Annotated in this window: 26 protein-coding genes and 1 pseudogene; 14 read left to right on the top strand and 13 right to left on the bottom strand. The window is 53.9% G+C overall.

The annotated features are described in order from the left end of the window. Positions 1-46 precede the first annotated feature (46 nt). Positions 47-739: a GntR family transcriptional regulator gene (locus AC6I8V_RS24875; protein WP_497846625.1), complete on the bottom strand. Its 693-nt coding sequence runs from the start codon at positions 737-739 to the stop codon at positions 47-49. 320 nt (positions 740-1059) lie between these two features. Between AC6I8V_RS24875 and AC6I8V_RS24870 the strand changes: the two genes are divergently transcribed. Next, positions 1060-1452: a nuclear transport factor 2 family protein gene (locus tag AC6I8V_RS24870; RefSeq protein ID WP_497847036.1), complete on the top strand. Its 393-nt coding sequence runs from the start codon at positions 1060-1062 to the stop codon at positions 1450-1452. A 78-nt stretch (positions 1453-1530) separates the two neighbouring features. Further along, positions 1531-1923, top strand: a complete 393-nt coding sequence (locus AC6I8V_RS24865) for a putative quinol monooxygenase (RefSeq protein WP_497839122.1) — start codon at positions 1531-1533, stop codon at positions 1921-1923. A 117-nt stretch (positions 1924-2040) separates the two neighbouring features. On the opposite strand, the gene AC6I8V_RS24860 is transcribed toward AC6I8V_RS24865, so the two are convergent. From AC6I8V_RS24860 to AC6I8V_RS24830, 7 genes are all read right to left on the bottom strand, one after another. Next, positions 2041-2391 carry a helix-turn-helix domain-containing transcriptional regulator gene (locus AC6I8V_RS24860; protein ID WP_497846624.1) on the bottom strand — a complete coding sequence of 117 codons (351 nt, stop codon included), beginning with the start codon at positions 2389-2391 and terminating at the stop codon, positions 2041-2043. After that, complete coding sequence (locus tag AC6I8V_RS24855) at positions 2388-2723, bottom strand: type II toxin-antitoxin system RelE/ParE family toxin (protein ID WP_497846623.1); 336 nt, start codon at positions 2721-2723, stop codon at positions 2388-2390. The genes AC6I8V_RS24860 and AC6I8V_RS24855 overlap by 4 nt, the downstream gene beginning before the upstream one ends. Positions 2724-2814: 91 nt before the next feature. After that, positions 2815-4134, bottom strand: a complete 1320-nt coding sequence (locus AC6I8V_RS24850) for an ATP-binding protein (protein ID WP_497846622.1) — start codon at positions 4132-4134, stop codon at positions 2815-2817. Further along, positions 4131-4862 carry a response regulator gene (locus AC6I8V_RS24845; RefSeq protein WP_497846621.1) on the bottom strand — a complete coding sequence of 244 codons (732 nt, stop codon included), beginning with the start codon at positions 4860-4862 and terminating at the stop codon, positions 4131-4133. Before AC6I8V_RS24845 ends, AC6I8V_RS24850 begins: the two co-directional genes overlap by 4 nt. Before the next feature lie 3 nt (positions 4863-4865). Next, the gene (locus AC6I8V_RS24840) at positions 4866-7994 is read right to left on the bottom strand and encodes an efflux RND transporter permease subunit (protein WP_497846620.1); all 3129 of its coding nucleotides are present in this window, start codon (positions 7992-7994) and stop codon (positions 4866-4868) included. After that, complete coding sequence (locus AC6I8V_RS24835) at positions 7987-9060, bottom strand: efflux RND transporter periplasmic adaptor subunit (RefSeq protein ID WP_497846619.1); 1074 nt, start codon at positions 9058-9060, stop codon at positions 7987-7989. Before AC6I8V_RS24835 ends, AC6I8V_RS24840 begins: the two co-directional genes overlap by 8 nt. Before the next feature lie 23 nt (positions 9061-9083). Then, the gene (locus AC6I8V_RS24830) at positions 9084-9338 is read right to left on the bottom strand and encodes an EF-hand domain-containing protein (protein ID WP_497846618.1); all 255 of its coding nucleotides are present in this window, start codon (positions 9336-9338) and stop codon (positions 9084-9086) included. 240 nt (positions 9339-9578) lie between these two features. Between AC6I8V_RS24830 and AC6I8V_RS24825 the strand changes: the two genes are divergently transcribed. The 9 genes from AC6I8V_RS24825 to AC6I8V_RS24785 all read left to right on the top strand — a co-directional run bounded on the left by AC6I8V_RS24825 (position 9579) and on the right by AC6I8V_RS24785 (position 17738). Then, a complete protein-coding gene (locus tag AC6I8V_RS24825; protein WP_497847035.1) occupies positions 9579-10151 on the top strand; it encodes a flavin reductase family protein in 573 nt (190 codons plus the stop codon). Between the two features lie 120 nt (positions 10152-10271). Then, positions 10272-11618, top strand: coding sequence for an NAD(P)/FAD-dependent oxidoreductase (locus AC6I8V_RS24820; protein ID WP_497846617.1), 1347 nt, complete (start codon positions 10272-10274; stop codon positions 11616-11618). Positions 11619-11632: 14 nt separating this feature from the next. Then, positions 11633-12373 (top strand): cupin domain-containing protein, encoded by a 741-nt coding sequence (locus tag AC6I8V_RS24815; protein WP_497846616.1) that lies wholly within the window; start codon positions 11633-11635, stop codon positions 12371-12373. A gap of 33 nt (positions 12374-12406) precedes the next feature. Beyond that, entirely contained in the window at positions 12407-13294 is an 888-nt protein-coding gene (locus AC6I8V_RS24810; protein WP_497846615.1) for a transporter substrate-binding domain-containing protein, read from the top strand. 65 nt (positions 13295-13359) lie between these two features. Then, the gene (locus AC6I8V_RS24805) at positions 13360-14031 is read left to right on the top strand and encodes an amino acid ABC transporter permease (protein ID WP_497846614.1); all 672 of its coding nucleotides are present in this window, start codon (positions 13360-13362) and stop codon (positions 14029-14031) included. Continuing rightward, positions 13992-14711 carry an amino acid ABC transporter permease gene (locus tag AC6I8V_RS24800; protein ID WP_497846613.1) on the top strand — a complete coding sequence of 240 codons (720 nt, stop codon included), beginning with the start codon at positions 13992-13994 and terminating at the stop codon, positions 14709-14711. The genes AC6I8V_RS24805 and AC6I8V_RS24800 overlap by 40 nt, the downstream gene beginning before the upstream one ends. Continuing rightward, positions 14704-15474, top strand: coding sequence for an amino acid ABC transporter ATP-binding protein (locus tag AC6I8V_RS24795; protein ID WP_497846612.1), 771 nt, complete (start codon positions 14704-14706; stop codon positions 15472-15474). The genes AC6I8V_RS24800 and AC6I8V_RS24795 overlap by 8 nt, the downstream gene beginning before the upstream one ends. After that, positions 15471-16736, top strand: a complete 1266-nt coding sequence (locus tag AC6I8V_RS24790) for an NAD(P)/FAD-dependent oxidoreductase (RefSeq protein WP_497846611.1) — start codon at positions 15471-15473, stop codon at positions 16734-16736. The genes AC6I8V_RS24795 and AC6I8V_RS24790 overlap by 4 nt, the downstream gene beginning before the upstream one ends. A 3-nt stretch (positions 16737-16739) precedes the next feature. Beyond that, complete coding sequence (locus AC6I8V_RS24785) at positions 16740-17738, top strand: Ldh family oxidoreductase (protein WP_497846610.1); 999 nt, start codon at positions 16740-16742, stop codon at positions 17736-17738. 15 nt (positions 17739-17753) lie between these two features. On the opposite strand, the gene AC6I8V_RS24780 is transcribed toward AC6I8V_RS24785, so the two are convergent. Then, positions 17754-18410: a hypothetical protein gene (locus AC6I8V_RS24780; protein ID WP_497846609.1), complete on the bottom strand. Its 657-nt coding sequence runs from the start codon at positions 18408-18410 to the stop codon at positions 17754-17756. A 179-nt stretch (positions 18411-18589) separates the two neighbouring features. Then, positions 18590-19762 carry an ATP-binding protein gene (locus AC6I8V_RS24775; protein WP_497846608.1) on the bottom strand — a complete coding sequence of 391 codons (1173 nt, stop codon included), beginning with the start codon at positions 19760-19762 and terminating at the stop codon, positions 18590-18592. A gap of 260 nt (positions 19763-20022) precedes the next feature. On the opposite strand from AC6I8V_RS24775, the gene AC6I8V_RS24770 reads away from it, so the two are divergent. The 3 genes from AC6I8V_RS24770 (at position 20023) to AC6I8V_RS24760 (ending at position 22994) form a co-directional block, all read left to right on the top strand. Further along, complete coding sequence (locus tag AC6I8V_RS24770; protein ID WP_497846607.1) at positions 20023-20799, top strand: alpha/beta hydrolase; 777 nt, start codon at positions 20023-20025, stop codon at positions 20797-20799. Between the two features lie 66 nt (positions 20800-20865). After that, a complete protein-coding gene (locus AC6I8V_RS24765; protein ID WP_497846606.1) occupies positions 20866-21543 on the top strand; it encodes a heavy metal response regulator transcription factor in 678 nt (225 codons plus the stop codon). Next, complete coding sequence (locus tag AC6I8V_RS24760) at positions 21540-22994, top strand: heavy metal sensor histidine kinase (RefSeq protein WP_497846605.1); 1455 nt, start codon at positions 21540-21542, stop codon at positions 22992-22994. The genes AC6I8V_RS24765 and AC6I8V_RS24760 overlap by 4 nt, the downstream gene beginning before the upstream one ends. On the opposite strand, the pseudogene AC6I8V_RS24755 reads toward AC6I8V_RS24760, so the two are convergent. The 3 genes and pseudogenes from AC6I8V_RS24755 to AC6I8V_RS24745 form a co-directional block, all read right to left on the bottom strand. Next, positions 22899-23495 (bottom strand): annotated as a pseudogene (locus tag AC6I8V_RS24755) (ArsR/SmtB family transcription factor); the annotation flags it as partial. The gene AC6I8V_RS24760 and the pseudogene AC6I8V_RS24755 overlap by 96 nt on opposite strands. Next, entirely contained in the window at positions 23492-23884 is a 393-nt protein-coding gene (locus AC6I8V_RS24750; RefSeq protein WP_497846604.1) for an amino acid-binding protein, read from the bottom strand. The gene AC6I8V_RS24750 and the pseudogene AC6I8V_RS24755, both read right to left, overlap by 4 nt. Next, positions 23877-24200 carry an antibiotic biosynthesis monooxygenase family protein gene (locus AC6I8V_RS24745; RefSeq protein WP_497846603.1) on the bottom strand — a complete coding sequence of 108 codons (324 nt, stop codon included), beginning with the start codon at positions 24198-24200 and terminating at the stop codon, positions 23877-23879. Before AC6I8V_RS24745 ends, AC6I8V_RS24750 begins: the two co-directional genes overlap by 8 nt. Positions 24201-24475 lie beyond the last annotated feature (275 nt).

Genomic DNA, 24475 nt, shown 5'->3' with positions numbered 1-24475 from the left:
TTTAGTGATTTCGCAGAAAATGGCCAGGGATCCCTGGCTCAGAAGTTCAGGAGGAGGTTGTCAGGGAAACCGCGTCGGCGGCGGCGATATCTTCAACGCCAATCTCATAGGTTTCACGGGTACGGCCCAAGTGGCGTTCGAGGATGGTCAGTACTTCCGCGTGGGCATCATTTCTGATAGCAGCAACAATTTCGCCATGTTCCTGATAAGAAAGCGATGTATGCTGTGGTTTCGCAGCGAGATGGGTACGTAATGCCGCAATTTTGGCTGCGTAACGCACGTAAGAATTGGTCAGGTAAGCGTTGTCACAGAAATCAAAAAAACGCTGGTGGAAATCATTATCCAGCTCCAGATATCGGCGAAAATCCCCCTCACTCTGGGCGACGTCCATTTGTTTAACCACCACATCCAACGCATCAGCCAGCCCACTGGCATTCTGCTGCATCGCCAGTGTCAGTGCCGCTGTTTCAAGAACCTGCCTGAACGCACAGATTTCGCGCACTTCACGGGCGCTCAGCGTAAACACCCGCACGCCTGACTGCGGTTTGATCGTGACCAGCCCTTCAATACTGAGCTGGGCAAGCGCTTCACGGACCGGTGTTTTTGAGACATTCAACTCAGCGGCAACGGTGCGTTCACTGATGGCTGCGCCAAGTGGAATATCGCCATGGACGATCAGTTTACGAACATGGTCTGTTACTACCGCTGTCAATGACTTAGGTCGCTCAAAATCTGCCACGGATGACTCCCTGTTAATGGACGAGATGCCACATTTTAACGAATCAACTCAGGACAACAATCCCATCATTACATCCACCGCACGCAGCCACCCGTTAAAAGTGAGGGGGCTGTCTGACTTTTTTGCCAGACACCTCAGCGAATCCGAATGGCGCGGGCACCCTGAGACCCTCTTCACCTGCCCTGACATGTCGTCCATCATTGCAATATTGAAATGATATATTTCATTCTTTGCTATTTTGCGATCTCCTGTCTTTGTTTATTGTTACTGCACGCCAACGATACGGGTCTGGCACCGACAACGACAGGAGCACCCTCACCATGAAAACAGCCGTGCAATTGCTTCAGAACTACCTCGACAACATTCAGGATCCTAAAACCGCTGCTGCACTTTTTGCGGCAGATGGCGTGCTGGAATTACCTTACCTGCAAACGCTGGGATTACCGCATCGGGTTCAGGGGCCGCAAGAAATCGAGGCATTCATCGCCGGGTTATTGAAAAAGGTGCCGGATTTTCGCTTTCGCAATATCCAGTTTTTAATCGATACGCCGACGCAAGCATTCGGCGAATACAGTGTCGAAGCTGAAATAACCGGCACTGACCGTCTGTATAAACAAACCTACGCCGGACGCCTGGTGGCCGCAGAGGGAAAAATAAAACTGCTACGTGAATCACTGGATACGCTGGCCGCCTGGCGCGCGTTTAACGGCTAACAACCCGCCTGAAGCGGCAGTTTGGCATGAGTTTTTGCATTAATCACATCAATTATCAGCGCATTTCTGGAGAGAAAAATGAGTACCAATACCCCCGATGCACGTATCTCGTCTGCGGGCGATCATGATAAAACGCAATCCACTGAAATCATTGTCAGCGCTTATTATCGTGTGCATCCGGATGACCGCCAAACGTTTATCGATGCGGTAAAACCTGAAATGCAGGCCGCACAACAATTGCCGGGTTGCGTCTTCTATGCATTTTCTCAAGACCTGGTAAACCCGGATGCTTTCCATTTGTCCGAAGGATGGGCCGATATTGACGCCTATGAGCGACATGAACACTCCGCAACGTTTTTACAGGCGCTGGCAACGGTCGTTAAAAACGTACGTATTCTGCATCGCGAGGGCATCCGGTATGACGTGGCAAAACAGCATATTGATGATCCCCGAGGAAAGGTTTCGGCGTGACGCTGAAGTGATGAAGGGTAGATCAGTGTGACGCCGTCACTTGCCCGATGCATCTGGCTATCGGAGATTTGCCCCAGGTGTCGCTGGCATTGACACAATGGGAGAGATTAACTCCTGTTAATGCTGTGGTTTACTGAGTGTTAGCTGCAACCCTGCAACAGCTGCAAGCTGTGCAAGAGTCGTGATCGTCGGATTACCATTAGCTGATAAGGCGCGGTAGATGCTCTGACGGGCAAGACCGGTTTTTTTGGCGGCCTCAGTAATACCACCACGCGCTTCAATCACCTGTCGTAATGCGACAAGAAAGCCGCCTAAACCACCAGGCTCGTTAATCTCTTCCAGTGCAGTGGCAAGGTAAGCATTCGCATATTCGGGGTCGGCACGAAGTTCTTCAATCATTGCTGCATTATGATCCACCGCTGCTGGATGGGTAGTTGTAGGTCTTGTTACTTTTTTAGTCGTTGTCATTTTTTCGACCTCTTTTTGAAATCTTGTAAATAGTTAACTGCGTTTTCTAAATCAGCTGTTTGTGTTTTTTTACTTCCACCGACCAACAGGAGGATAATTTCACCGTTTTCTATCGAATAATAAACTCTGTAACCAGGACCATAATCAATTCGTAGTTCCCAGACACCCTCTCTTTCAAACTTATGATCGCCAAAGTTGCCCCCGATTGCGCGGGCTACTCTCGAATCAATCTTTAACGCAGCTGTCTGATCTTTTTTTCTTAACTTTTTCATCCAGTCGGAATAAGGGATATCCCCACTTTCCGTCTGGTATCGTTTAGCTGTATAAGGCATCTTGCCACCTTCATTTCCTTATTATATGCCGCATTGTCTCTTAAAGGTTACAATGAATCAATTACAATCATCACTTAAAAGTGACAATCATTTATTCTGATACATGTGCCAAAGGCAGCGTCACCACCACCGTCAATCCACCGCCCGCCCGCTGGCTGACACTGAGATCCCCGCCATGCTGCTGGGCAATCTGGCGCGCGATGGCTAATCCGAGGCCAGAACCATTGTGTCGGGCGGCTGCGCCTTTTCCCCGGTGGAAAGGCTTGGTTATCAGCAACAATTCTTCATCTGAAACGCCGGGACCGCGATCCTGGACCGCAATCTTTGCGACATCGCGCTCCCGCCAGCTGGCAACCTCCAGCCCCGTCCGACCATATTTGGCTGCGTTCTGCAGCAGGTTAGTCAACAGACGCATCATGCTGACCGGACGAAAAAGGAATACCGGGAGTGGGGTCAGGGCCAGGCTAAAATTCTGCCCAAGTCCGGTAAAGTCATGATTCAACTCGGTAATCATCTGATTAATGTCACCGGGTTGGCTCTGCTCAGTGGTGCTGCCGCGGGCATAATCAATGAATTGTTGGAGAATCGTATCAACATCCTCGAAGTAGCGGCTAACATCGTCCTGGTTCGAGGCGCCCTGCCCGCTGATTGCCATCGCCAGCCGCAGCTTGGTCATCGGTGTGCGCAGGTCGTGAGAGATACCGGCCAGCATTTGCGCCCGGGTATTTTCCATTTCGGCCAGACCATCCAGCATACGGTTAAAGGTCAGGCTGACCGTCCTGATTTCGCTCGGTCCTTCCGGCGATAACGGGCGTGGCCATCCCCCTTTTCCTACGTCTGTAGCCGCCTGCGCCAGTGATGTTAGCGGGCGGTTGATCCGTCGTTGCAGGCCATAAGCAGTCAGCAGCGCCAGCAGGGCCAGGCCAACGGACAGCAAAAGCGCACTGATCAGACTGGAAAGGTGGTTCGAAGGCTCTACCGCCAGTGCGACCCAGTACGGCTGGCCGGCGATTTTTACCTCCACCCATAATTTTTTCTCAGGTGCCTGTTCCCAGCGCAGCGGAATCCCTGCCGGAAGTTGCTGATGCAGGCTATCAAGGAAGACTTTCAGATAATAACGGCGATAGAACCCCGCTACACCCAGGGTGGGAATTTCTATCAGATGCGCCGGTGGCACCGCTACGCCCTGCACCGCCTGCACATAACGATCGCGATCCGCTGCCGGTACGGTTGCCAGCAGCTTATCGAGCATAATGATCTGTGAAGCAATGAGCGAGGCAGCATCATTGACCCGAGGCATCTGGATAAAAACCAGAAACACCGTGAAGGTGGTGATTTGCGTCAATGTCACCAGTAAGATCAGCAGGACACTGTTGCGTGCCAGCAGCGAGCGGGGCCAGAATTTTTTCACGTTTCGCTATCTACAATCAGCATATAACCCATACCCCACACGGTCTTCAGCCAGCGAGGCTCGGAAGGTTGCGCCTCAAGCTGCTGGCGCAGACGTAACATTTGCACATCGACACTTCGGTCCAGCGCTGCGTATTCACGTCCTCTGGCACGGTTCAGCAGATTTTCGCGGCTGACAGGTCGGTTGGGTGTGGTGGCCAGTGCAATCAGCAAATTCATTTCCGCAGAATTCAGCGTCAGCAACTGGTCTTCGCGGTAAAGCGTTTGACGCGTGATATCCAGGCGATAAGGGCCAAAACGGACCTCTCCGGCAGCGGTGGGCGTTTCACCCCGCTGCAACGTTTGACGCCGGAAGATCGCTTTGATACGTGCCACCAGTTCCTGCGGCAGAAAAGGCTTGGCAAGATAGTCATCCGCACCGGTTTCCAGACCAATCACCCGGTCTACCGGATCACCACGCGCAGTCAACATCAGGATCGGCAACGTGAAGTTGGTCGCCCGCAGGCGACGGCAAACGGACAGACCATCTTCCGGTTCCATCATCAGGTCCAGCACCAGCAGATCAAAGGGTTCACGTTGCAAATAGCGGTCGAGTCGGGCGCTGTTTTCCGCCGTTCTGACGTCAAATCCCTGATCGCGTAAATAGCGTTGCAGCATGCTGCGCAGTTCATTTTCATCGTCAAGGATCAGAATTTTCTTCGCCTTGTGCTCGGTTTTCGCGTCACTCATAGGTTATTCACCCCTGGACCTATGCGCTTGCCAGGCCTCTTGCGCTCGTTGCAAAACGACATAAAAACAAGGGACTAACAGGATGGCAAGCAACGTCGCTGACAACATCCCCGAAAAAACGGTAATCCCCAGTGATTTCCTGGCACTGGCGCTGGCCGCGCTGGAAAATATCAGCGGTATGACGCCCAGCGTAAAGGCCAGCGAGGTCATGATAATCGGGCGGAAACGCGTCCGAGCCGCCGTCAGTGCGGCATCGATGATGCTGCTACCGGCCAGACGTTGTTGGCGGGCATATTCGACAATCAGAATCGCATTTTTGGCAGACAGCCCGGCCAGCAGTAGCACGCCAATCTGCGTATAAATATTGTTAGCGATATTCAGCGCTAACAATGTGATCGCCGTTCCTGATAATGCAAGCGGGACACCGAGAATCACACTCACGGGCAACCAGTAGCTTTCATATTGTGCCGCCAGCACCAGATAAACCAGCAGCAATGACATGGCGAACGCAAGATAAATGCGGTTTCCGGCCACTTTTTCCTGATACGACATATCCGTCCACGACAGGCTGATATCCGGCGGCAGTGTGGCTTCTGCCAGCGCTTCCACGGCCTGCATTGCCGCGCCAGTGCTGTAACCCTGGGCTGGCATCCCATTAAGGGTGGCTGACGGATTGAGATTATATAAAGACGCAACTGCTGGCCCCTCTGTCGGGGTGAAACTGACCAGCGTCGCCAGTGACACCGGCTCGCCGCTGGCATTTTTTACCGTCAGCGCGGAGATTTGCTGTTGCAGTCGGCGCTGGTCAGACTGAGCCTGCACATACACTTTCACGTTATGGTTTTCTCGGGTGATTTGATTGACATAGCTGGCACCGAGATATTGCTGCATCGCATCAAAGGCATCACCCGGCGAGACCCCCATGGCTGCCGCGCGCGTTCTGTCTAACGTGACATTAATTTGTGGGACGTTGGCACGCAGCGTGCTGAACATCCGCGACACTTGTGGCAGGGCCATCGCCTGCCGAACAAAATTGTCACTCACCTGCTGCAAATGCGCATAGTCACGTTGCCCGTCATTTTCGCTCAGGACCATCTGCATCCCACCACCGTTACCCACGCCCTGAATCGGCGGAGGTACAATCACCAGCGTATTGGTATCGGGAATACGCGCCAGCTGTTGGTTCAGGTTGCTATAGATTGAACGCAGATCCTGGTTCTTGCCACGCTGGTTCCAGGGTTTCAGGGTGACATAAATCAGCGCCGCGTTGGACAAGGCCGCATTATTGTCGAGCGGTGAAAGCCCGCCAATGACCACGGCATGATCCACGCCAGGCTGCTGAGCCAGCACCTGTTCAACTCGCTGGGTCACGCTGGCGGTTTTTTCCAGCGACGCAGCGTCTGGCAGTTGCAGCGACACCAGCAGGTAGCCCTGGTCTTCCAGCGGAATAAATCCAGTCGGTATGCTGAAAAAGGCCACTAACGTCAGAGCGATTACCCCCAGACCGCCGATAAACGCCGCTTTGCTATGGCGGATTAAGCGGCGAATACCGTTGAGATAGGCGTTTTCCAGCCAGTTGAATACCTGGTTGAACTTACGGTAAACCCAGGGTTTGGTGCCCTTCTTCACCGGTCGCAGCCATTGTGCGCTTTGTACCGGTTTCAGCGTCAGGGCATTCAGGGCGCTGAGTAAGGTGGTCACGGCGATCACCAACGCAAACTGACGGTACATCTGGCCGCTGAGGCCGGGTAAGAAGCTGGCCGGAATATACACGGCGACCAGCACCAGCGTGATGGATATGATCGGTGACAGCAACTGACGCATGGCGCGTAGCGTGGCCTCGCGCGGTGCGTATCCCTGCTCGATATGGTGACTCACACCCTCAACCACCACGATTGCATCATCGATAACGATACCAATCGCCAGCACGATGGCAAAAAGTGTCAGCAGATTGATGGAAAACCCCATCAGATAGATGGCACCGAACGTCCCGATAAGGGTGACCGGCACGGTGGTGGCAGGCACCAGCACGGCACGCCAGTTTTGCAAAAAAATCACGATCACCAGCAAGACCAGCAGCCCGGCAATCAGCAGGGTGCTGTAGACATCATTGACTGAACTCTTGATAAAGGTGGTGGTGTCGAAAGGCAGCGAATAGTGCATCCCGGCTGGCATCCGGGCAGACAACGTCTGCATCTCGGCAGCGACCGCCTTACCGACTTCAAGTGCGTTAGCATCCGGTAGCTGTGAAATAGCAATCCCTGCCGCCGGTTTACCGTCCAGGGTGAAAAACTGCGAATAGCTCGATGAACCCAGCTCCGCATGGCCCACATCCTGTAAACGGACCAGCCTGCCGCCGTCCTGGGTGCTGCTTTTGATCACGATCTGATTGAACTGGCTGGCATCACTCAGCAGGCCATTGACGTTGAGCGTCAGTTGCATCTGCTGGCCGCTGTTGGCGGGCGGTGCGCCCAGCTGTCCGGCGCTGACGCTGCGGTTTTGCGCCTTAATGGCGTTGATCACATCATCCGGCACTAGGCCATATTGCTGCATACGCGCCGCATCCAGCCAGATGCGAATGCTGTAATCTCCGGTGCCAAACACCGTGACATCACCCACGCCGGGGATGCGCGCCAGTGAGTCGCGCAGATGGTTGGTGGCATAGTTGCTTAAAAACAACGTGCCCTGGTTCGGGTCAGAAGATTGCAGACTGTACAATTGCAAAATTGCTGTCGATCTTTTTCGCACCGTCACGCCCTGCTGCTGCACCACATCTGGCAACTGGGAAAGCGCCGCCTGGACACGGTTCTGTACCAGGACCTGTGCCTGGTTGCTGTCGGTGCCGATGGCAAAGGTGATATTCAGGGTGTAGGTGCCATCATTTCCAGTGGTCGATTTCATATACAGCATGTTCTCGACACCATTCACCTGCTGCTCGATCGGGAACGCCACCTGATCCTGCAAGGTTTGCGCGTTAGCACCGGGATAATGCGTCACCACCTGAACCACCGGCGGCGTGATGGGAGGATATTGCGATACCGGCAACGCCCACAAAGCAACCGCGCCAAGGATCAGGATGATCAATGACAGCACATTGGCAAAAACCGGCCGGTCGAGAAAGAACTTAATCATGCTGGCTTTGCGCCTCGTTGCTGACGTTGACTTTTTTGCCGACCAGATCCGGGCGGGCAAAGGTCAGGACAGGTTGTGTGCTGTCATTGCCACTGAGTAAAATGACATGCTCATCGCTGCCGGGAGCAGTTTTAATCCTGAGCTGGCTGACCGTGCCATCCGGGGATACCGGGAAAATGCTGCCGTCCTTCACGGCCGTCACCGGAAGCTGTAGCTGGCTCACTGGCGCTGCCGCATGCAGGGTGACCTGGACAAACATGCCCGGCAGCAGGTTGACCGGCGGTTGGTGCAGGGGCGCTCGCAGGGTGATATTGCCGCTGGCGCTGTCGAGCTGGTTATCGACAAAATCGATGGTGGTATGCAGAGGCTCGCTCAGACCAGGAACCATGATATCCACCGGCTGATGCGGGATGGCATCGCTACGTGCGGCGATAATGCCGAAACGTGTCGCGTCTGACTGGTTAAGGCTGAACGTGACATACAGTGAGTCAATTTTATTCAGTGTAGCTAACACGGTGTTACCGCTACTACCGACCAGATTACCCACATCGACCGTGCGCCGCCCAATACGTCCGGTAAAGGGGGCGGTAATCCGCGTATACCCGAGATTAATTTGCGCAATATCGCGTTGTGACTGCGCCTGATCTCGGGCTGTCTGTGCATCCTGCAAGGCAGACAGAGAGACAACATGTGACGGATAGAGCGCCTGGTCCCGGTCGGTTTCACGCTGGGCATTCACCAGCGTGGCCTGATCCGAATTAAGCTGCGCCTGCAAGGTGGCGGGGTCCAGCGTAAACAACACCTGACCGGCGTGAACGATATCGCCATCCCTGAAATTGACTGATTGCAGCGTCGCGGCGACTCGCGCCACAATCTGCACCTGCTCTGAGGCACTCAGTGTGCCCGTGACGGTGATTGACGGATCAAACGTGAGTTTTTGCGGCACACTCACCGACACAGCAGGAACCGGCTGCGGGTGAACATGTTGCTGTGGCTTGCAGCCCGCCAGCGCACAGCCTGCCAGCACCAGCAGCCCATAGCGGCATGCCACACTGAGTATTTTCATGGATAGCGCGTTCATCAGGTTGGTTATTTTTTCTCAGCCATAAATGCGCTGAGTTGCGCGAAGGTGATATAGCCTTTTTTCGCCGTATCTATTTCAGAAAAATGCTGCGCAACCCGAGGCATACCGGCCTGTGCCTCTGCCAGGGTCAGCTTGCCATCATGATTGGTATTGGCTGCATTGAAGCGATTTTGCATCAGTTGCGCGAATGCGGCGGTGGGTGCGGCGCTGGCAGCGATGATAAACGCGAAACCGGCGACCAGAATCAGAAACTTTTTCATTTATTACCTCGATTAACCGTTGATTAAAGCGTAAAGGGACAAGCAGAAATTCACGGGAAAGAGGATATAAAAAAGCGGCGTCGGCAGGGGTTATCAATTGTTCCAGACTTATGTCATCGCATGTCATGGCGGGGCGAACCTGGCATAAGCTCTTTTGGCCTGCTGTTTTTCAAGGAAAAATGTAAAATGACTGGGGCCGTTACCTTATTTTATTTCGCCAATGAGTTACAGGAAGATGCAATGAATCAGTATTTCACTTCAGTGGAACTTGAGAAAGCCTATCGCCTTATTAATCATGGTCCTGCAACCCTGGTGTCCGCCTGTCATGATGGCATCACCAATGTGATGGCAGCGTCATGGGTGTGCGGGCTGGATTTCAAACCGGCAAAACTGACCGTGGTGCTGGATAAATCCGCGTTTACCCGTCAGTTAATTGAACAAAGTAATAAGTTTGTAATTCAGGTTCCGAATGCAAAACAAGCCGAAATGGTGCATTACCTTGGAACCCATTCAAAAGCAAACAACCAGAATAAACTGTCTGATATCGGCGTTGAGTGCTTCTATATTGATGGCATTGCGCAGCCTTTTGTCAGCGGATGTTCGGCCTGGTTATATTGTGAGCTTATTCCTGTTGAAGCGAATCAACGCGATCACGATCTGTTCATCGGGGAAGTGAAAGGCGCATGGGCGGATAGCCGTATTTTCCGGGACGGCCACTGGCAGTTTGAAACGGCGGATGATGAATGGAAGAGCTTACATTACATTGCCGGAAAACATTTTTATAAAACAGGTGAAGCGTTAGACGTGAAATAGTCTGACATTTTCAGGGGGACGCGCTATTGCGTTATCGACATAACCTCTCCTGTATTCGTCATTTCACATACATAGCCTGAATAACTAAGGTGGTGTTTTAACCGTATGAATTAAAACGCCGTGTCAAACTCTCCTGAACATTTACTGGACTCCGCAGGATCCTTCTCCAATTACCTGGCGCAACGCGCAGAACCTCCGATTGAAACATCCGTATTGCAGGGTGATCACCATACCGATGTGGTGATCATTGGCGCTGGATTTACCGGACTGTCCTGTGCGCTGGAACTGTCAGAACAGGGCGTCAGTAACCTGGTGCTTGAGGCACGGGAAATTGGCTGGGGTGCCTCCGGGCGCGCCTGGGGTCAGGTTGCGGCGGCGGCGAAATTTATGCCTGCGCAGGTTGAAAAGGATTTCCCGCCGGAGATTGCCGGCCGGATTAATCGTGCCGCCGCCCTGGCACCGGATTTGGTGTTCGGGCTGATTAAACAACATGGTATGTGCTGCGATGCGGTGCAAAACGGCAACATCATTGCCGCCCATAATGGTGATAAAGCGCAGTGGATTCGTTCCGCTGCCGCCGATCTTCAGGCGCGCGGATATCCGGTAAGGTTGCTGGAAGCGGAAGAGACTGCTGCGTTGACCGGCAGCCCGCGTTATCGCTGTGCATTGATCGATGAACGTGGCGGAGCGCTGAACCCATTAGGTTACGCGCGCGGTCTGGCACGCGCCGCTCAGGCGGCGGGCAGCCAGATTTTCACGCAATCCCCGCTTCTTTCCCTGCAAAAAGTCGGAGCCGACTGGCAGGTGACGACACCCCAGGGCCGCGTTATCACCAGACAGGTGGTGATGGCGACCGGGGCATTCACCGGCAATCTGCTACAGAGTCAGACTCAGCAGGAAATTTTCCCGGTACGGGCTTATCAGGCGATTAGCGAGCCGTTGTCAGCAGAGGTGCTGAACACCCTGTTACCCGGTGGACAGCCTTTCAACGACACACGGCGGATGTTTTCCGGCGTACGTGTCTGGCCGGATGGTCGGCTGCACGTTGGCCTGGATGGTCCGTTGTTCCGGGCCAATGCATCAGGTTGGTTGCAGGGGGCGTCAAAGCGTCTGCAACTGATGTTTCCACAACTGCGGGCATTGCGCTGGGATTACCACTGGGCGCGTTGGGTCGATATGACGGTGGATCACTACCCTCGCCTGCATCGGCTTGCCCCTGGGGTGCTGGCGGCCTACGGCTTTAGTGGCCGTGGGGTGGCGATTGGCACCCTGATGGGGCGCGATCTGGCCCATCTGGCGCTGGGGCACGCAGAAGATCAACTTGTCCACCCGGTCTCGGCCGTTCAGCCGAATTGGTATCACGCCATTCATCGCCCGTTGGTGCAGACACTGGTGACCGGCTATCGGGTGGAAGATCGCCATTACGATAACCAGTACGCCCGTTCCGTTGCTTCACTTCCTTCATAACACCAGAGATCGCTATGTATCCCATTATCCCGTTTGTACGCGCTGAAAGGCGCAGTGACAGTGTCACATCATGGCTAGACCTGCAACAGCGCCATAACGATGATCCGTTGATAGAACGTGTTTTTTATTACAGCAAAAACGAACAACACGGCATCTATGCCGGTAGCGCGCAGCTGCAACCGTTTGCGCAGCATATTGATCACTTCGCTATCGATCTTTTTCTGATTGTCACTGCCGGACAGATCACGCTGCGGTTAGCAACGGGCGAAGAAATCGTGGCACAGGCTCAGGAAAGCCTGGTGATCCCGCGTGGAGCGGCCTTTCACTGGCTTAACGCCACCGCTACTGAGGTCTGGTTTGTGGCTTATCAACCGCAGCAAAACCCTGCCGAGACCGCGCCGCAGCCACCCTTCAAAGTGAATCCGAACCTTGAGCTGGCAGCCATTGACGGACCCTCGGCTGAACTTATCACTTCTGCCCAACGTCCCGAGGTGCAGCGTAACGTGGTTTATCTCAGCGCTGATGGCAAATTCAGTGTCGGGATCTGGCAGGCGACAGCCTATACCCGCCGTCTGGCCGCCTTTGGGGACTATGAATTGATGTACCCGATCGAGGGTGAAATTGAAATCACCAATGCGCTGGGTGAAGCGCAGGCATTTGGCGCGCACGAAGGATTTATCGTCAATCGTGGCGTCAGCAATGCCTGGCACAGCCAGGGTGTGGTGAAAAAAATCTATAGCAAAGTCAGCGTTTAACTTTTTAATTTTTTATTTACCAGGAGAAACAATATGAACCGTCGCGAGCTTCTCGCTTCAATGCCGCTGGCTTTGGCTGCTGCTGCAATACCGCTAGTCGCCAATGCAGAACAGGCACCACAAGCACTAAATGTCGGGGACAGCACCTGGGATCGCATCCAGAAAACCAAAACGCTGCGTATCGGCGCACCGGTGATGGAACCCTGGTATTTCAAGGACAGCAGCGGATCTGACGCTCCCGGGGCGGTGATCAGCAATGGCGTCACCTGGCGCGGCGTGGGTATCAGTTTCGCCCAGTCGGTTGCTGAGGCGATGAACGTGAAGCTGGAAATTGTTGAAACGACCTGGGCAAACGCCGTAGCCGGGTTGCAAACCGGCCAGTTTGATACCTTTGTGCTGCTGGACGCGACACCGACACGGGCGCTGTCCGTCAGCTTTGTGCCGACGCCGCTGCTGTGGTATCCGCTGGCACTGTTGGCGAAAGACGATGCCAACATTGAGAACTGGCAGCAGATTAATGATCCTGCCTTCAATATTGGTGTCGGATTGGGCACCACCTGGGACGAATTCATCACCAAAGAAGCCCCTAAAGCAACCATCAGCCGCTTCCAGAGCAGCGCAGAAATCTTCGCGGCATTCCAGTCCGGCAGAATTAATGCCGGGCTGATCTCCGCAGTCGCTGCCGATCTGGCGCGCGCCCGTATTGGCAGCGGCAAGACGCTGGTTCCGGCTCCCAAAGTGTATATCCCCGGTGGCATTGCCGTGCGACAGGAAACTGACTCCCGCTGGCTAAACTATCTGAACACCTGTGCCGGTTACTTCTACTACACCGGCAAATCACAGCAGTTTTACGAAACCTTCCTCCATTTCCGTGGCATCGATCCTAAGCAGGTCATCCCCGTGCAGCGCGAATCTGCCTGACGGGATCTGCGGATTTAACCGGGCGGATCATGCCCGGTTTCACTGTTTCAGGAATTGAGGCTGTTATGCATTATCAATGGGACTTCTCCCAGGTCATCCATCAGCTGCCACTGCTGTTAAGTGGATTGCAGGGTATGGTGGTGCTGGTGGCGTGTTCGATGCTGGTTGCCATCCCGCTGGGATTGCTGCTGGCACTGATGCGCTTGTCACCCCAGGGCATGCTCCGGCATTTTGCCGGGATCTACGTGGCATTTTTTCGTTCTGCACCCGCCATCGTGCTGATCTACTGGTTTTTCTTTGCCGCACCCATTCTGTTGTCATTCCGTCCTGCACCACTGACCTCGGCGGTGATGGCGATCAGTCTCCAGGCAGCGGCGTTCTTTTGTGAAGTGTTTCGTGCCGGGATTCAGGGTGTTGATCGCGGACAATGGGAGGCTTCTGCGGTACTGGGCATGCACGGCTGGACCCGATTTCGCGTCATCATTCTCCCTCAGGCGCTCAGGCATGTCCTGCCTGCGCTGATGAATCGCCTGATCGATTTGATCAAAACCACCACGCTGGCGTCGGTGATCAGCTATGGCGAGGTGGTGTATAACGCCGGACGCATCTCCTCCCTGACCTTTCGTCCGCTGGAAACGTTCACGTTGCTAGGGGGGCTGTTCTTTGTCCTGCTGGCGGTGATTGCGCTGATGGCAAGATGGCTGGAACAGCACTGGCAAGCCGGGGAGCGGGTATGAACTACAGCCTGAACTTCCATTTCCTGCTCAATTACCGTCAGGTGCTGTGGGAAGGGCTGCTCAACACCATGCAACTCTCCTTCGCCATTATGGTGAGTGGTTTTCTGCTGGGTACGCTGATTGCGTTGCTTCGCCTGTCGCCGCATCGGGGTGTGCGCATGGTTGGCCAGATTTATGTCAACCTGCTGCGCAACCTGCCGTCGTTGATCGTGCTGTTTTGGTTCTTTTACGCCTTGCCACTGTTTACCGGCGTGCAGGTCAGTCGCTTTCTGACCGCATGGCTGGCCTTTACCCTCTACACCGCCGCCTATTTCTGCGAAATTCTGCGCGGCAGTTTACAGAAAATCCCCAACGGGCAATGGGAAGCTGCGGAGATGCTGGGCTTTTCCCGCCGCAGGGCGTTTATGGTCCTGATGCTGCCACAGGCACTACGCCATGCCTTACCGGCGCTGGTTAACGAAGTGATTGAGATCGTCAAAATCAGCGCCATCGCTGCCACCATAGCCTTCCCGGAACTGCTTAGTCAGGCACGGATGATCAGCGACAGTGAGTATCGCCCGGTGGAAACCTACACCGCCGTGGCGGTGATCATTATGGTGTTCATCCTGTTGTTAAGCGCCATTGCCTGGCTGATTGAATCCCGTTACACCCCTTCAACCCGAGTGACTCATCATGATTGAATTCAGAAACCTGCATAAACATTTTGGCAATCAGCATGTGTTGCGTGGGATTGATTTGACCATCAACAAGGGCGAAGTGGTGGTGATCCTCGGTGCCAGCGGTTCGGGTAAAAGCACCCTGCTTCGGTGTATGAATCTGCTGGAGAAACCCGAACAGGGCGAGATTGTGCTGCATGGTCAATCGCTGGGCAAAGTCGGTAAACAGGGACAGCGCCATTATAGCGCCAGCGATCTGCGTTTGCTGCGCCAGCAAACCGGCATGGTATTCCAGCAATTCAATTTGTTCCCCCATCTGACGGTAGAAAAAAATATCACCGTGGCGCAGACGCATATTTTGCGCCGCAGTCAGGCCGAGGCACAGCAACTGGCTCAGCGCTATTTGCAGCAGGTCGGACTGGCGGATAAAGCTCAGGCATTGCCGGCGCAACTCTCGGGTGGTCAGCAACAGCGTGTCGCTATCGCCCGCGCGCTGGCGATGACACCAGAGTTGATGCTATTCGACGAGGCGACATCGGCACTGGACCCGGAACTGGTCGGCGAGGTGTTGAACACCATCCGTGGCTTACGCGACGAAGGTATGACGATGGCGATCGTCACGCATGAGTTGGGGTTCGCCTGGCATGTGGCGGATCGGATTGTTTTTCTGCGTGACGGCAAAATCTACGAACAGGGAACGCCGGATCAGGTCCTGCTGACGCCGGAAAAACCGCATACCCAGCGCTTTCTTGCCAGCCACACCACCTTTAAGTTGCCCTCGTTATGACCGATTGCATCGTGATCGGTGCGGGTGTGATCGGTTGTACCCTCGCGCTGCAACTGCAGCGTGCCGGTCATGCGGTCGTGTTACTGGAAGCGGAAGCACCGGGTGCCGGAACGTCGTCGGGTAATGCCGGGATGATTGGGCCAAATGCCGTCGTTCCGGTGGTAACGCCCGGTTTGCTCCGACAACTGCCCGGTTTGCTGTTCGGCGCTGATCGCAGTGTCTTGTTGGCCCCACATGCGGCAGTCAGCGCCATGCACTGGTTTCGGCAATGCCTGAGCATGGCAAATCAGGCGCAACTGGTGCAGAGCCGGGATGGTTTATTTCATCTCAACCAGCATACCCTACGCGACTGGCGGCGGCTGGTGGGCGAGGAAAGCTGGAGGCAGTTATTTCGTGTGGGTAGCACGTTGTCGCAACACCATAATATCGATAATGATGAGGCGCTGTTAACCGCGCTCAGTGCACGCTTGCGGCGGGAAGTCGGTGTGACCAGCCGTATTATCCGGCAGAGTGTTCTCCGTCAGTGTTGCCCGTCGTTGCAAGCCACGGACAGTGCTTTTAGCGCCGTCGACAACACCGCGTCAGTACTCAACCCGCTGCAATTGCTGAAGGAACTCATCAGGCAATTTATTGCTGCCGGTGGTCAATACCGGCAGCAGCGGGTAGCCCGCTTACAGGTTGCACACGGCAACATAACGGGCCTGTCGGGCTTGACTGCTCACCACTATATCCTCGCCTCAGGTCATGCCTCCGCCGGGCTGTTACCCGAATCGACATTGAACCTGCCCCTGATCGCTGAACGCGGTTATCACATCATGCTGAAAAAGCATCGTTCGTTGTTTCACCCTCAGCCAGGACGTGGACTGCTGCCTTGCGTACTCCATGATGCCACGCGCAAGCGGGTGTTCACTGAGATGAAGGAGGGGATCCGCGTGACCGGTTTTGTTGAATATTGCACCGCTGATGCCCCGGCAAACCCGCGCTGTTATGACCGGCTGGAACAGCACTTCCGCGAGTGCTTTCCTGATTATCCCGTCGAACGGCTGTCGCAGTGGTATGGGCATCGTCCCTCCACCCCAGATTCCCTGCCCTACATTGGACGCCACCCCTCAGCTGACAACCTGATTCTGGCGTTTGGTCATGGGCATTACGGCATGTCAGGTGCGCCGAAAACGGCCCAACTGGTGCAGGCAATTATTGCCGGTAGCGCCAGTGAGCGCAGTTTAAAACCTTTTGATCCGCAACGGTTTACCAGGAGATAAATTTTGAGTCGTTATTTCAGCATCGAACAACTTACGCACGCGGTGACCGCCACCTTGATCCGTGAACATCTGACGCCTGAAGTCGCGCAAATACTTGCCAGCCGGATAGTCGCAGCCGAGCGGGATGGCACGCGCAGCCACGGCCTGATGCGTGTGGCGGATTATCAGGCTTCGCTGCGTGCTGGCTGGATTAATCCAGAAGCAAAACAACAGATTTTAACCAGCGCGACGCCTTTCGTTCAGGTTGAAGGAGACAACGGTTTTACGCAGGTTGCCGCTGCGCTGGCAACTGAAGCCATGCTGGAACGCGTTAAAACCTATGGCGTCGGTCTGCTGTCGGTGCGCAATGCCCATCATATTGGTGCGTTGTGGACCGATATTGAAACCTATGCGGCACAAGGGTTTGTCGCCCTCAACTTTGTCAACTCGCGACCCCGGCTGGCACCTTATGGTGCCAGTCGTCCCCTGTTAGGCACCAATGCGATGGCCTTTGCCTTTCATGATGGTGAACACGGCGTGGTGAGCTGGGACCAGGCATCCAGCGTGATGTCGCTGGGCGAGGTGAAACAATATGCGCTGCGCCAGCAGCCTCTGCCACCTGGCGTGGGTCTTGATCGGCATGGCAATCCCACCACCGCTGCCCAGGCCGTGCTGCAAGGCGGCACCTTACTGCCCTTCGGCGAACATAAAGGTTCCGGGATAGCGCTGATGGTGGAAGTAATGGCGGCAGCGCTGACCGGAGCCAGTTTTGGCTTTGAGGACCAGTCGGCACAGTATCCCGGCGCGGCCAGCTCGAATGCCGGACAAATGTTGATCGTCATCGATCCTGCATTTAGCTCATCCACCCCTTTTGTGCCGCGCATTGCCGGCCTGGTGCGGCATCTGCATAGTGACCCGGCGCTGCATCTGCCCGGTGAACGCCGCAGGATTAACCGGGCCGCGGCGTTGCAATCCGGATTGCAGGTTAGTGATGATGTGGCGGAACTGCTGGGGTTGAGCTGAGGGCAGTTCAGCTGTTTATCTGCTCTCTGGCTGACGAGGAATATGCATTGGCTGCTTTTGGCTCTCGGTATAGAAACACTGCAACATGTTATCGGTTACTATTTTGAGCTTTTTATAATATTGGTCATTCCAGGCTTTGCGACGCTCAATCTCCGCAGAGACGACATAGTTGTCATCATTAAGCGGCAGCCAAAGACTGGTTTCGGTGTGATAGATGGATTTCATGTGATTTAATTCTACCGTACATCCAGGTAGCACTAATCGGTCAAAATCGACATCGCTTAAACCATAACTCCGGAAAAGGTCCATGGCTCTGTCACGATCGAAATTACCTTCAATCGTTCCTGTATCTGGCATGGCTTTGATTCGGTCATAGACCGCTTTCTGGTAAACATCCGCAAGATCGAAAGTTGTCACTTTGCCATCGGTATCCGTCAGCGTGGCCTTGGAACTCTGTGGTGAAGGCTGTTCTTTTACTGCTGTTTCAACATTACTGGACGTTTTCTCCCCTGAACTCAACCCCATCAGTAAAACGAATACAACAAACGAGATAATACCCGCCGTGGCTGACGCTCTGAGAGAACTCCTGCCTTTCTGTATCGATTTTGTTCTAATCTTTCTGAAGATAAAAATCGTTGCGGCTATTACTAAAATGAAAACCAAAAAATTCATTGCCGTGCTCCTCCGTTAATACTTTCCAAAGTTATGCTTATTGGTTATCGGCACGATCCTGTTTTTCATTAGCTCGCTTATTGACCAGTGAAGATACGATCCTTGTTGATGAGTGTAATTATTTATCTCCGCTACTGTAGATGCTGAAAAAGACTGATACACAGTATTCGCGTGATTGTTCAAGGCATAATTCGATTCAGAAACTGATCAAATATAGGAACGGTAAATGCGGTGTCGCCATGTGATGGACTCCAGACCATCCCCTTGTCGATCAAGCTTTGTCGTACAGGTCCTAATGACCTCACGTTCTTATCCAGTTCATTGGCAATATCACCGGAACGGTGTGGACCAGGACCCAGTACCGCCATCGCTTTTAGGTACTCTTTCTCTTTTGGCGTTAAGCGATCAAATCGGACCATAAAGAAACTGGCATCCAGCTTGGCTATTGTTTCTGGCGTTGCAACTTGAACATCTTCTTTAGTGATGGGTGATGCGTCCGCAATATTCCATGTATGACTCCCCCATTCCTGTATGAAATACGGATAGCCGTAGGTATTTTCGAAAATGCAGTCAATGGCATCATCATTAATTGATTCGTTTTCCGCCTCAATGGGTTTTCTGATTGCCTCAATACAGTATTCTCTATTCAAAGGACCAATATCTACAAACTCAAAAAGCCTTTCAGCGTATGACTTAGCGTCACCCATCCGGCCTCGTAGCTGAGGAAGACCGGCTGCGACAACGGTGATTGGATATTTTTTTTGTGCACATCGATGTAACGCAGAAATAAGAGCCGACATCTCTTTTTCCTGAATATATTGAAGTTCATCAATAAATATCACCAGTGCTGTTTTGGCCTTTTGAGCGGCAATCCCTACCTGTTCAAGCAGAGCCGTGAGGTCGATCTCTAAATCGCCGTTGTCAGCTAACCCCGGCTCCGGGTCAAGGTCTAATCCAACCTCAATATCGTTGTACGTAACCTTTAATTTCGAAGCGAAACCTGCAAGTGCAGCCAAACCACGCTGAGCCAGGTCTTTAACTTCCTCAATTCTGCTCAATCTCAGCAAAGCAGTTCGAATGTCTGGAGCCAGCATTGCCGGGAGAGACTTTCTTTCAGAGGCTTCAATGTTGATAGTATGAAAGCCATTGTCTTCTGCGGTCGTTAAAACTGTCTGAAGTAGAACAGTTTTGCCCACTCCACGCAGCCCAACGAGAATGACGCCCTGACTGTTTCTACCTATGCGAATCCTTTCAAGGTTCTCAGCGATTTTGGTCTGAATCGCTCCTCTTCCGGCCAGCTCCATTGGTACGGCTCCTGCTCCAGGAGAGAAAGGGTTCATTACACGATTCATGGCTTTCCTATAAAGTTTAGGTTGTTTATGAAAAAAAGATAAACATGATAAACTGACTATAACTCATCGCCGGTTTTTTGCAAAATGTCGGACCGCATGCCCCACTTCACCCGTAACGGCGCGACGGAATGTCAGAGAATACCTCAGCCGACGCGGCTCCACGGGTTTGTCATTGTTTTGTCATTATCTGGTCAGCACTTTGTTGGTCCCCGGCGGATAGATTGGCTCATGAACACCTTTGTTGAATCTGAGGATAAATCATGAAAATGCGTCATCTCTCTGCGCTTGCAGCTTTGCTTATGGCTGGCCTTAGTGCTACCGCCCATGCTGATACCACGTCATCATCACAGGAAGTGAAAAATATTGTGCTGGTGCATGGCTTGTTTGCCGACGGTTCCAGTTGGGGCAAAGTCATTCCGCTATTGCAGGCGAAAGGCCTGCACGTCACCGCAGTACAGAACCCCACAACCTCTCTGGATGATGACGTTGCCGCAGTGCAACGCGCGCTGGCGCAACAAAACGGTCCGGTTATCCTGGTGGCCCACTCATACGGGGGTATGGTGATCAGCCAGGCGGGTGATGTACCTGAAGTTAAGGGGCTGGTTTATATCGCCGCTCGTGCCCCTGACGCAGGTGAAGATTATCCGGCACTGACCAAAAAATACCCGGCGGCACCGGCCTCTGCGGGCCTGAAATGGAATAATGATGGCTACGGCATGCTGACGCAGTCTGCTTTCGTGCATGATTTCGCCGGGGATCTGCCGAATAAAGAGGCGATGGCTTATTACGCGGTACAGCAGCCAATCGGTAAAGCCATCACGATGGCAAAAACCACGGTTGCCGCCTGGCATGACAAACCCACCTGGTATGCGGTATCGACCGAGGACCGTACCATCAACCCGGATTTAGAACGCTTCATGGCTAAGCGTATGCACGCACAAACGATCGAACTGAAGTCCAGTCATGTGTCGTTGATTTCACAACCCGTCGCGGTCGCCAATCTGATCATGAAAGCCGCACATGTGCCGGGCTACTAAGTTATAATCACCGGATTGGGGCGGCTTGCACGCCCTTTTCTCTTCTTGTTACAGGATTGCCAGCGTTTGAAAATCCTCATCATCGAAGACGAAGCAAAAACGGCAGCCTATCTGGTGAATGGCCTCAATGAAGCGGGCTACACCGTGGACTGGGCGGCGAACGGTATTGATGGTCTCCATCTTGCGCGGGAAGAAGTCTACGACCTGATTCTGCTGGATGTGATGCTGCCGGAAATGTCCGGCTGGACGGTGATGGAGCGCCTGCGCCAACATAGCCAGACGCCAGTGCTGTTTCTCAGTGCACGCGGCACGCTGGAAGATCGTTTGCGTGGTCTGGGGTTGGGTGCGGATGAATATCTGGTGAAGCCCTTCTCTTTTGCCGAACTGCTGGCGCGCATCCGTATCATTTTGCGTCGGGGACAACCGGTTGCGGAATCTGAGGAAGTGCTCTCGCTGGGTGATCTGTTGTTGGATGTGGCGAAGTTTCGCTGTGAACGTGCAGGGCAACGCATCACGCTAACCAACAAAGAGTTCAAGCTGCTGGCCTGTTTGCTGCAACATCCGGGGCAAGTGCTGTCGCGCACCTTTCTGGCTTCCCGTGTCTGGGATATGAACTTCGACAGCGATACCAACGTGGTGGATGTGTCCATACGCCGACTCCGGCAAAAAGTTGACGATCCTTTCCCGGTTCGGCTGATTCACACCGTGCACGGCGTCGGCTACCGCTGTGAGGTCGAGGCATGAAGCGTGCCTCGCTTACTTTTCGCCTTTCTGTGTTGCTCGCGGCGTTCTCCTTGATTGCATTTAGCGTGATGGGCAGTGCCCTGTACTTTGCGCTGCGCCAACAATTGTCGATGCGTGATGACGCGGCACTGGTATCCCGCATTGACCAAATCAGCACCTTGCTCAGGAACCTTGATGCGCGGCAGTTGATTGATGAAAAACCGCATCTGTTTGCCAATATGCTGGGCAATACCGAGTCACTGTTAGTGATCCGTTATGTCGGCGGCGCAACCTTGCTGGAAGTGAATCCCATGCAGCGCGATCTCCCAGCGGTGACACCGGTTCCCGTCGGTCAGAAGCTCTCTCTGGGGGCCGTACAACACGCGATGACGGCGGATGGAACCCCCATGATTTACATGGCCGCCATCAGCCCCTCGACGAATAATTTGCCGCCTCTGGAGATTCTGTCGGCGCGGGTGTTAAGCGACAGAACCCATATTCTTGCCGAGTATCGTAATAACATTTTGTTCTTCGCGTCGTTGATGGCGGCGATCTCCGTGGTGCTGGCGGTCATTTTTGCCCGTCGCGGGCTTTCGCCGCTGCGCAGACTGGCGGATCGCACCGCGCAGATTGGCACCCAAACCCTCTCCTTCCGGCTGAATAAGCACGATGTCCCGACTGAGTTGGATACGTTAATTGACCAGACCAACGCCATGCTGGATCGCATGGAGCGGGGGTTCGAGCAACTGAAGCAGGTGAGTGCGGATATGGAGCATGACTTGCGTACCCCCCTCACTACCCTGCTGGGGCAGACCGAAGTCGGGCTGAGCGCGACGCGCGATAACGCTTATTATCAGCGGTTGCTGGGGTCGAACTTTGAAGAGTTACAGCGTATGTCGCGGATGATCGACAACATGCTGTTCCTCGCGCAGGCGGAGCAGCCTGATCGGGTCATCCAGTGTAGCGAGATTGATATCAGCGCAGAAATGGGGCGGATGTGTGAATACTTCGAAGATTTGGCCGCTGAGCGGGATGTGACCATCCAGACACACGGCAGCGGAACGGTTTTTGCCGATGCGCTGCTGCTGCGCAGAGCGATGGCAAATCTGCTGTCAAACGCCGTGCGCTACGCGCGCGCGGGCAGTCAAATTGATCTGATTGCTGAAGCCCAGCCTGATGGGATGCGTATCCAGGTGATTAACCACGGTGAGACGATCGCCCCCTTACATCAGGAGCGGATTTTTGATCGTTTTTATCGGGCGGACCCCTCCCGTAATAACTCGGCCCACTCCAGCGGGCTGGGGCTGTCGATCGTCAACTCCATTATGCAATTGCACCAGGGGCGCTGCTGGGTGGAGAGCCGGGAGGGGATCACCCAGCAGCGCCGCACCGGCATCTCCTCCCAGATGAAAACGCCTTTCGCTCCAGTCGAGGCAGGCACAACAGCTTTTACGGCGAGATGCGGGATTTAACACGGCACCCAGATGCAAAAAATGTGTTTTGCCGACAGCGGTCAGAGCTGCACCTCCCGGCTCCAGCCAGCCCTCTTCCTGCATAACGTCATAAATTTTCACCGCAATTTCACCGGCGAGGTGGTCATAGCAGGTTCTGGTATGACGGAGATGCAGCGGTGTTCGTGATACCGCTGACGTGCCGGGATTCATCGACACACCCATCAGCGTTTCCAGCAGTCCGGCAATCTCATGCCCGGCAAGGCGGTAATAGCGATGCCGCCCTTGAGTCAGACAATGAATCAGCCCGTTATTGAGGAGCCGCGAGAGATGGCCGCTGGCAGTGGATGGCGCAATACCCGCCACCGCGCTAAGTTCGGTCGCTGTCCAGGCGCGACCATCCATCAACGCACAGAGCATACTGACCCTTGACGGGTCAGAGATGGCTGCGGCAACGGCTGACATGGCGTGTTCAAGCGAACTCTCCGGTACGTCGTTAGATGCGGTTTTCAGCAGATTCATACAGAAGGTGTTTCCCATTCACGCGTCACTTCGGCTGCCCGATCATCATTGTCCGTGACAAGGATAAGGCGGTTGCTGTGATCGCTGTACTGTACCAGGATATTCACACAGCTGCGGGCAATCGCATCGGCAATTTCCCCCAGTTCACCCGGTCGTTCCTGGCGTAATTTTCTGATCAACGGACGGCAAATGTGCCTGACATCAAAGCCTGCGTCAGTGAGCACCTGGCGCGCTTTTTCTCCGTCTTCAACCAAAAAGTGGGCATGCCCTTCTTCCGCAGTTGCAAACATCCCACCCCCTTCCAGGCCAACACCGTTTTTCCCCAACAATTTACCAAAATCCGCCAGCGAGCCGGGGCGATGTTTTAGCACGACGTGAATATCATACATGGTGTGGCGACTCCTGATCTGACGAGTAATCCCGCAATACGTGGGCAACGCGAATTCGGTAGAACGAAAAAATCGAACTTTTACCCTCATGCTGAGCAGCCTGGTGCATCATGTTCTGCTTCCAGCGGATTACCGCTGCTTCATCCTCCCACCATGAGAGTGAAAGTATCTTTCCGGGCGTGTTCAGGCTCTGAAACCGTTCAATGGCGATAAACCCCGGATCATCTGACAGCAAGGGTTTTAACTCTGAGGCGAGCTGCAAATAGCGCGCCTGGGCCACGGGTAAGGCTTCTGCTTCAAAAAGAACCGCAATCATTTCAACACTCCATCATTAAGATGGCGTCAGTGTATGCCTGTCAGAATGCGATGCTTCGGTCAGTAGCGAAATATGGATGCACGTCAGCGCAAACGAGCCGACTGTTCAGAGCTTTCACAAAAAAAGAATGCGCTTTGCGCAAATAACCTTCACACAAAAAGTGCAGGATTAAACTTTTCTGCACCATCGTAACGCCCATCTCATAGCACTGCGATAAACCCGCCATCCACGGGTTGGTATTCATCCCACCCCTTAAACCTTATTTATATCGCTGT

This window comes from Pantoea sp. X-Soil-TKNS-1207 (assembly GCF_059730485.1).
Note: the sequence above shows the minus strand (reverse complement) of the source record. Positions and strands in the feature narration are given on the sequence as shown.

Coding starts and splice junctions, on each gene's coding strand:
- AC6I8V_RS24870 (WP_497847036.1), top strand. CDS start 1,060: ATGAAAACAGCCGTGCAATTGCTTCAGAACTACCTCGACAACATTCAG.
- AC6I8V_RS24865 (WP_497839122.1), top strand. CDS start 1,531: ATGAGTACCAATACCCCCGATGCACGTATCTCGTCTGCGGGCGATCAT.
- AC6I8V_RS24860 (WP_497846624.1), bottom strand. CDS start 2,391: ATGACAACGACTAAAAAAGTAACAAGACCTACAACTACCCATCCAGCA.
- AC6I8V_RS24855 (WP_497846623.1), bottom strand. CDS start 2,723: ATGCCTTATACAGCTAAACGATACCAGACGGAAAGTGGGGATATCCCT.
- AC6I8V_RS24845 (WP_497846621.1), bottom strand. CDS start 4,862: ATGAGTGACGCGAAAACCGAGCACAAGGCGAAGAAAATTCTGATCCTT.
- AC6I8V_RS24840 (WP_497846620.1), bottom strand. CDS start 7,994: ATGATTAAGTTCTTTCTCGACCGGCCGGTTTTTGCCAATGTGCTGTCA.
- AC6I8V_RS24835 (WP_497846619.1), bottom strand. CDS start 9,060: ATGAAAATACTCAGTGTGGCATGCCGCTATGGGCTGCTGGTGCTGGCA.
- AC6I8V_RS24830 (WP_497846618.1), bottom strand. CDS start 9,338: ATGAAAAAGTTTCTGATTCTGGTCGCCGGTTTCGCGTTTATCATCGCT.
- AC6I8V_RS24825 (WP_497847035.1), top strand. CDS start 9,579: ATGAATCAGTATTTCACTTCAGTGGAACTTGAGAAAGCCTATCGCCTT.
- AC6I8V_RS24815 (WP_497846616.1), top strand. CDS start 11,633: ATGTATCCCATTATCCCGTTTGTACGCGCTGAAAGGCGCAGTGACAGT.
- AC6I8V_RS24810 (WP_497846615.1), top strand. CDS start 12,407: ATGAACCGTCGCGAGCTTCTCGCTTCAATGCCGCTGGCTTTGGCTGCT.
- AC6I8V_RS24805 (WP_497846614.1), top strand. CDS start 13,360: ATGCATTATCAATGGGACTTCTCCCAGGTCATCCATCAGCTGCCACTG.
- AC6I8V_RS24800 (WP_497846613.1), top strand. CDS start 13,992: ATGGCTGGAACAGCACTGGCAAGCCGGGGAGCGGGTATGAACTACAGC.
- AC6I8V_RS24795 (WP_497846612.1), top strand. CDS start 14,704: ATGATTGAATTCAGAAACCTGCATAAACATTTTGGCAATCAGCATGTG.
- AC6I8V_RS24790 (WP_497846611.1), top strand. CDS start 15,471: ATGACCGATTGCATCGTGATCGGTGCGGGTGTGATCGGTTGTACCCTC.
- AC6I8V_RS24780 (WP_497846609.1), bottom strand. CDS start 18,410: ATGAATTTTTTGGTTTTCATTTTAGTAATAGCCGCAACGATTTTTATC.
- AC6I8V_RS24775 (WP_497846608.1), bottom strand. CDS start 19,762: ATGAATCGTGTAATGAACCCTTTCTCTCCTGGAGCAGGAGCCGTACCA.
- AC6I8V_RS24770 (WP_497846607.1), top strand. CDS start 20,023: ATGAAAATGCGTCATCTCTCTGCGCTTGCAGCTTTGCTTATGGCTGGC.
- AC6I8V_RS24760 (WP_497846605.1), top strand. CDS start 21,540: ATGAAGCGTGCCTCGCTTACTTTTCGCCTTTCTGTGTTGCTCGCGGCG.
- AC6I8V_RS24750 (WP_497846604.1), bottom strand. CDS start 23,884: ATGTATGATATTCACGTCGTGCTAAAACATCGCCCCGGCTCGCTGGCG.
- AC6I8V_RS24745 (WP_497846603.1), bottom strand. CDS start 24,200: ATGATTGCGGTTCTTTTTGAAGCAGAAGCCTTACCCGTGGCCCAGGCG.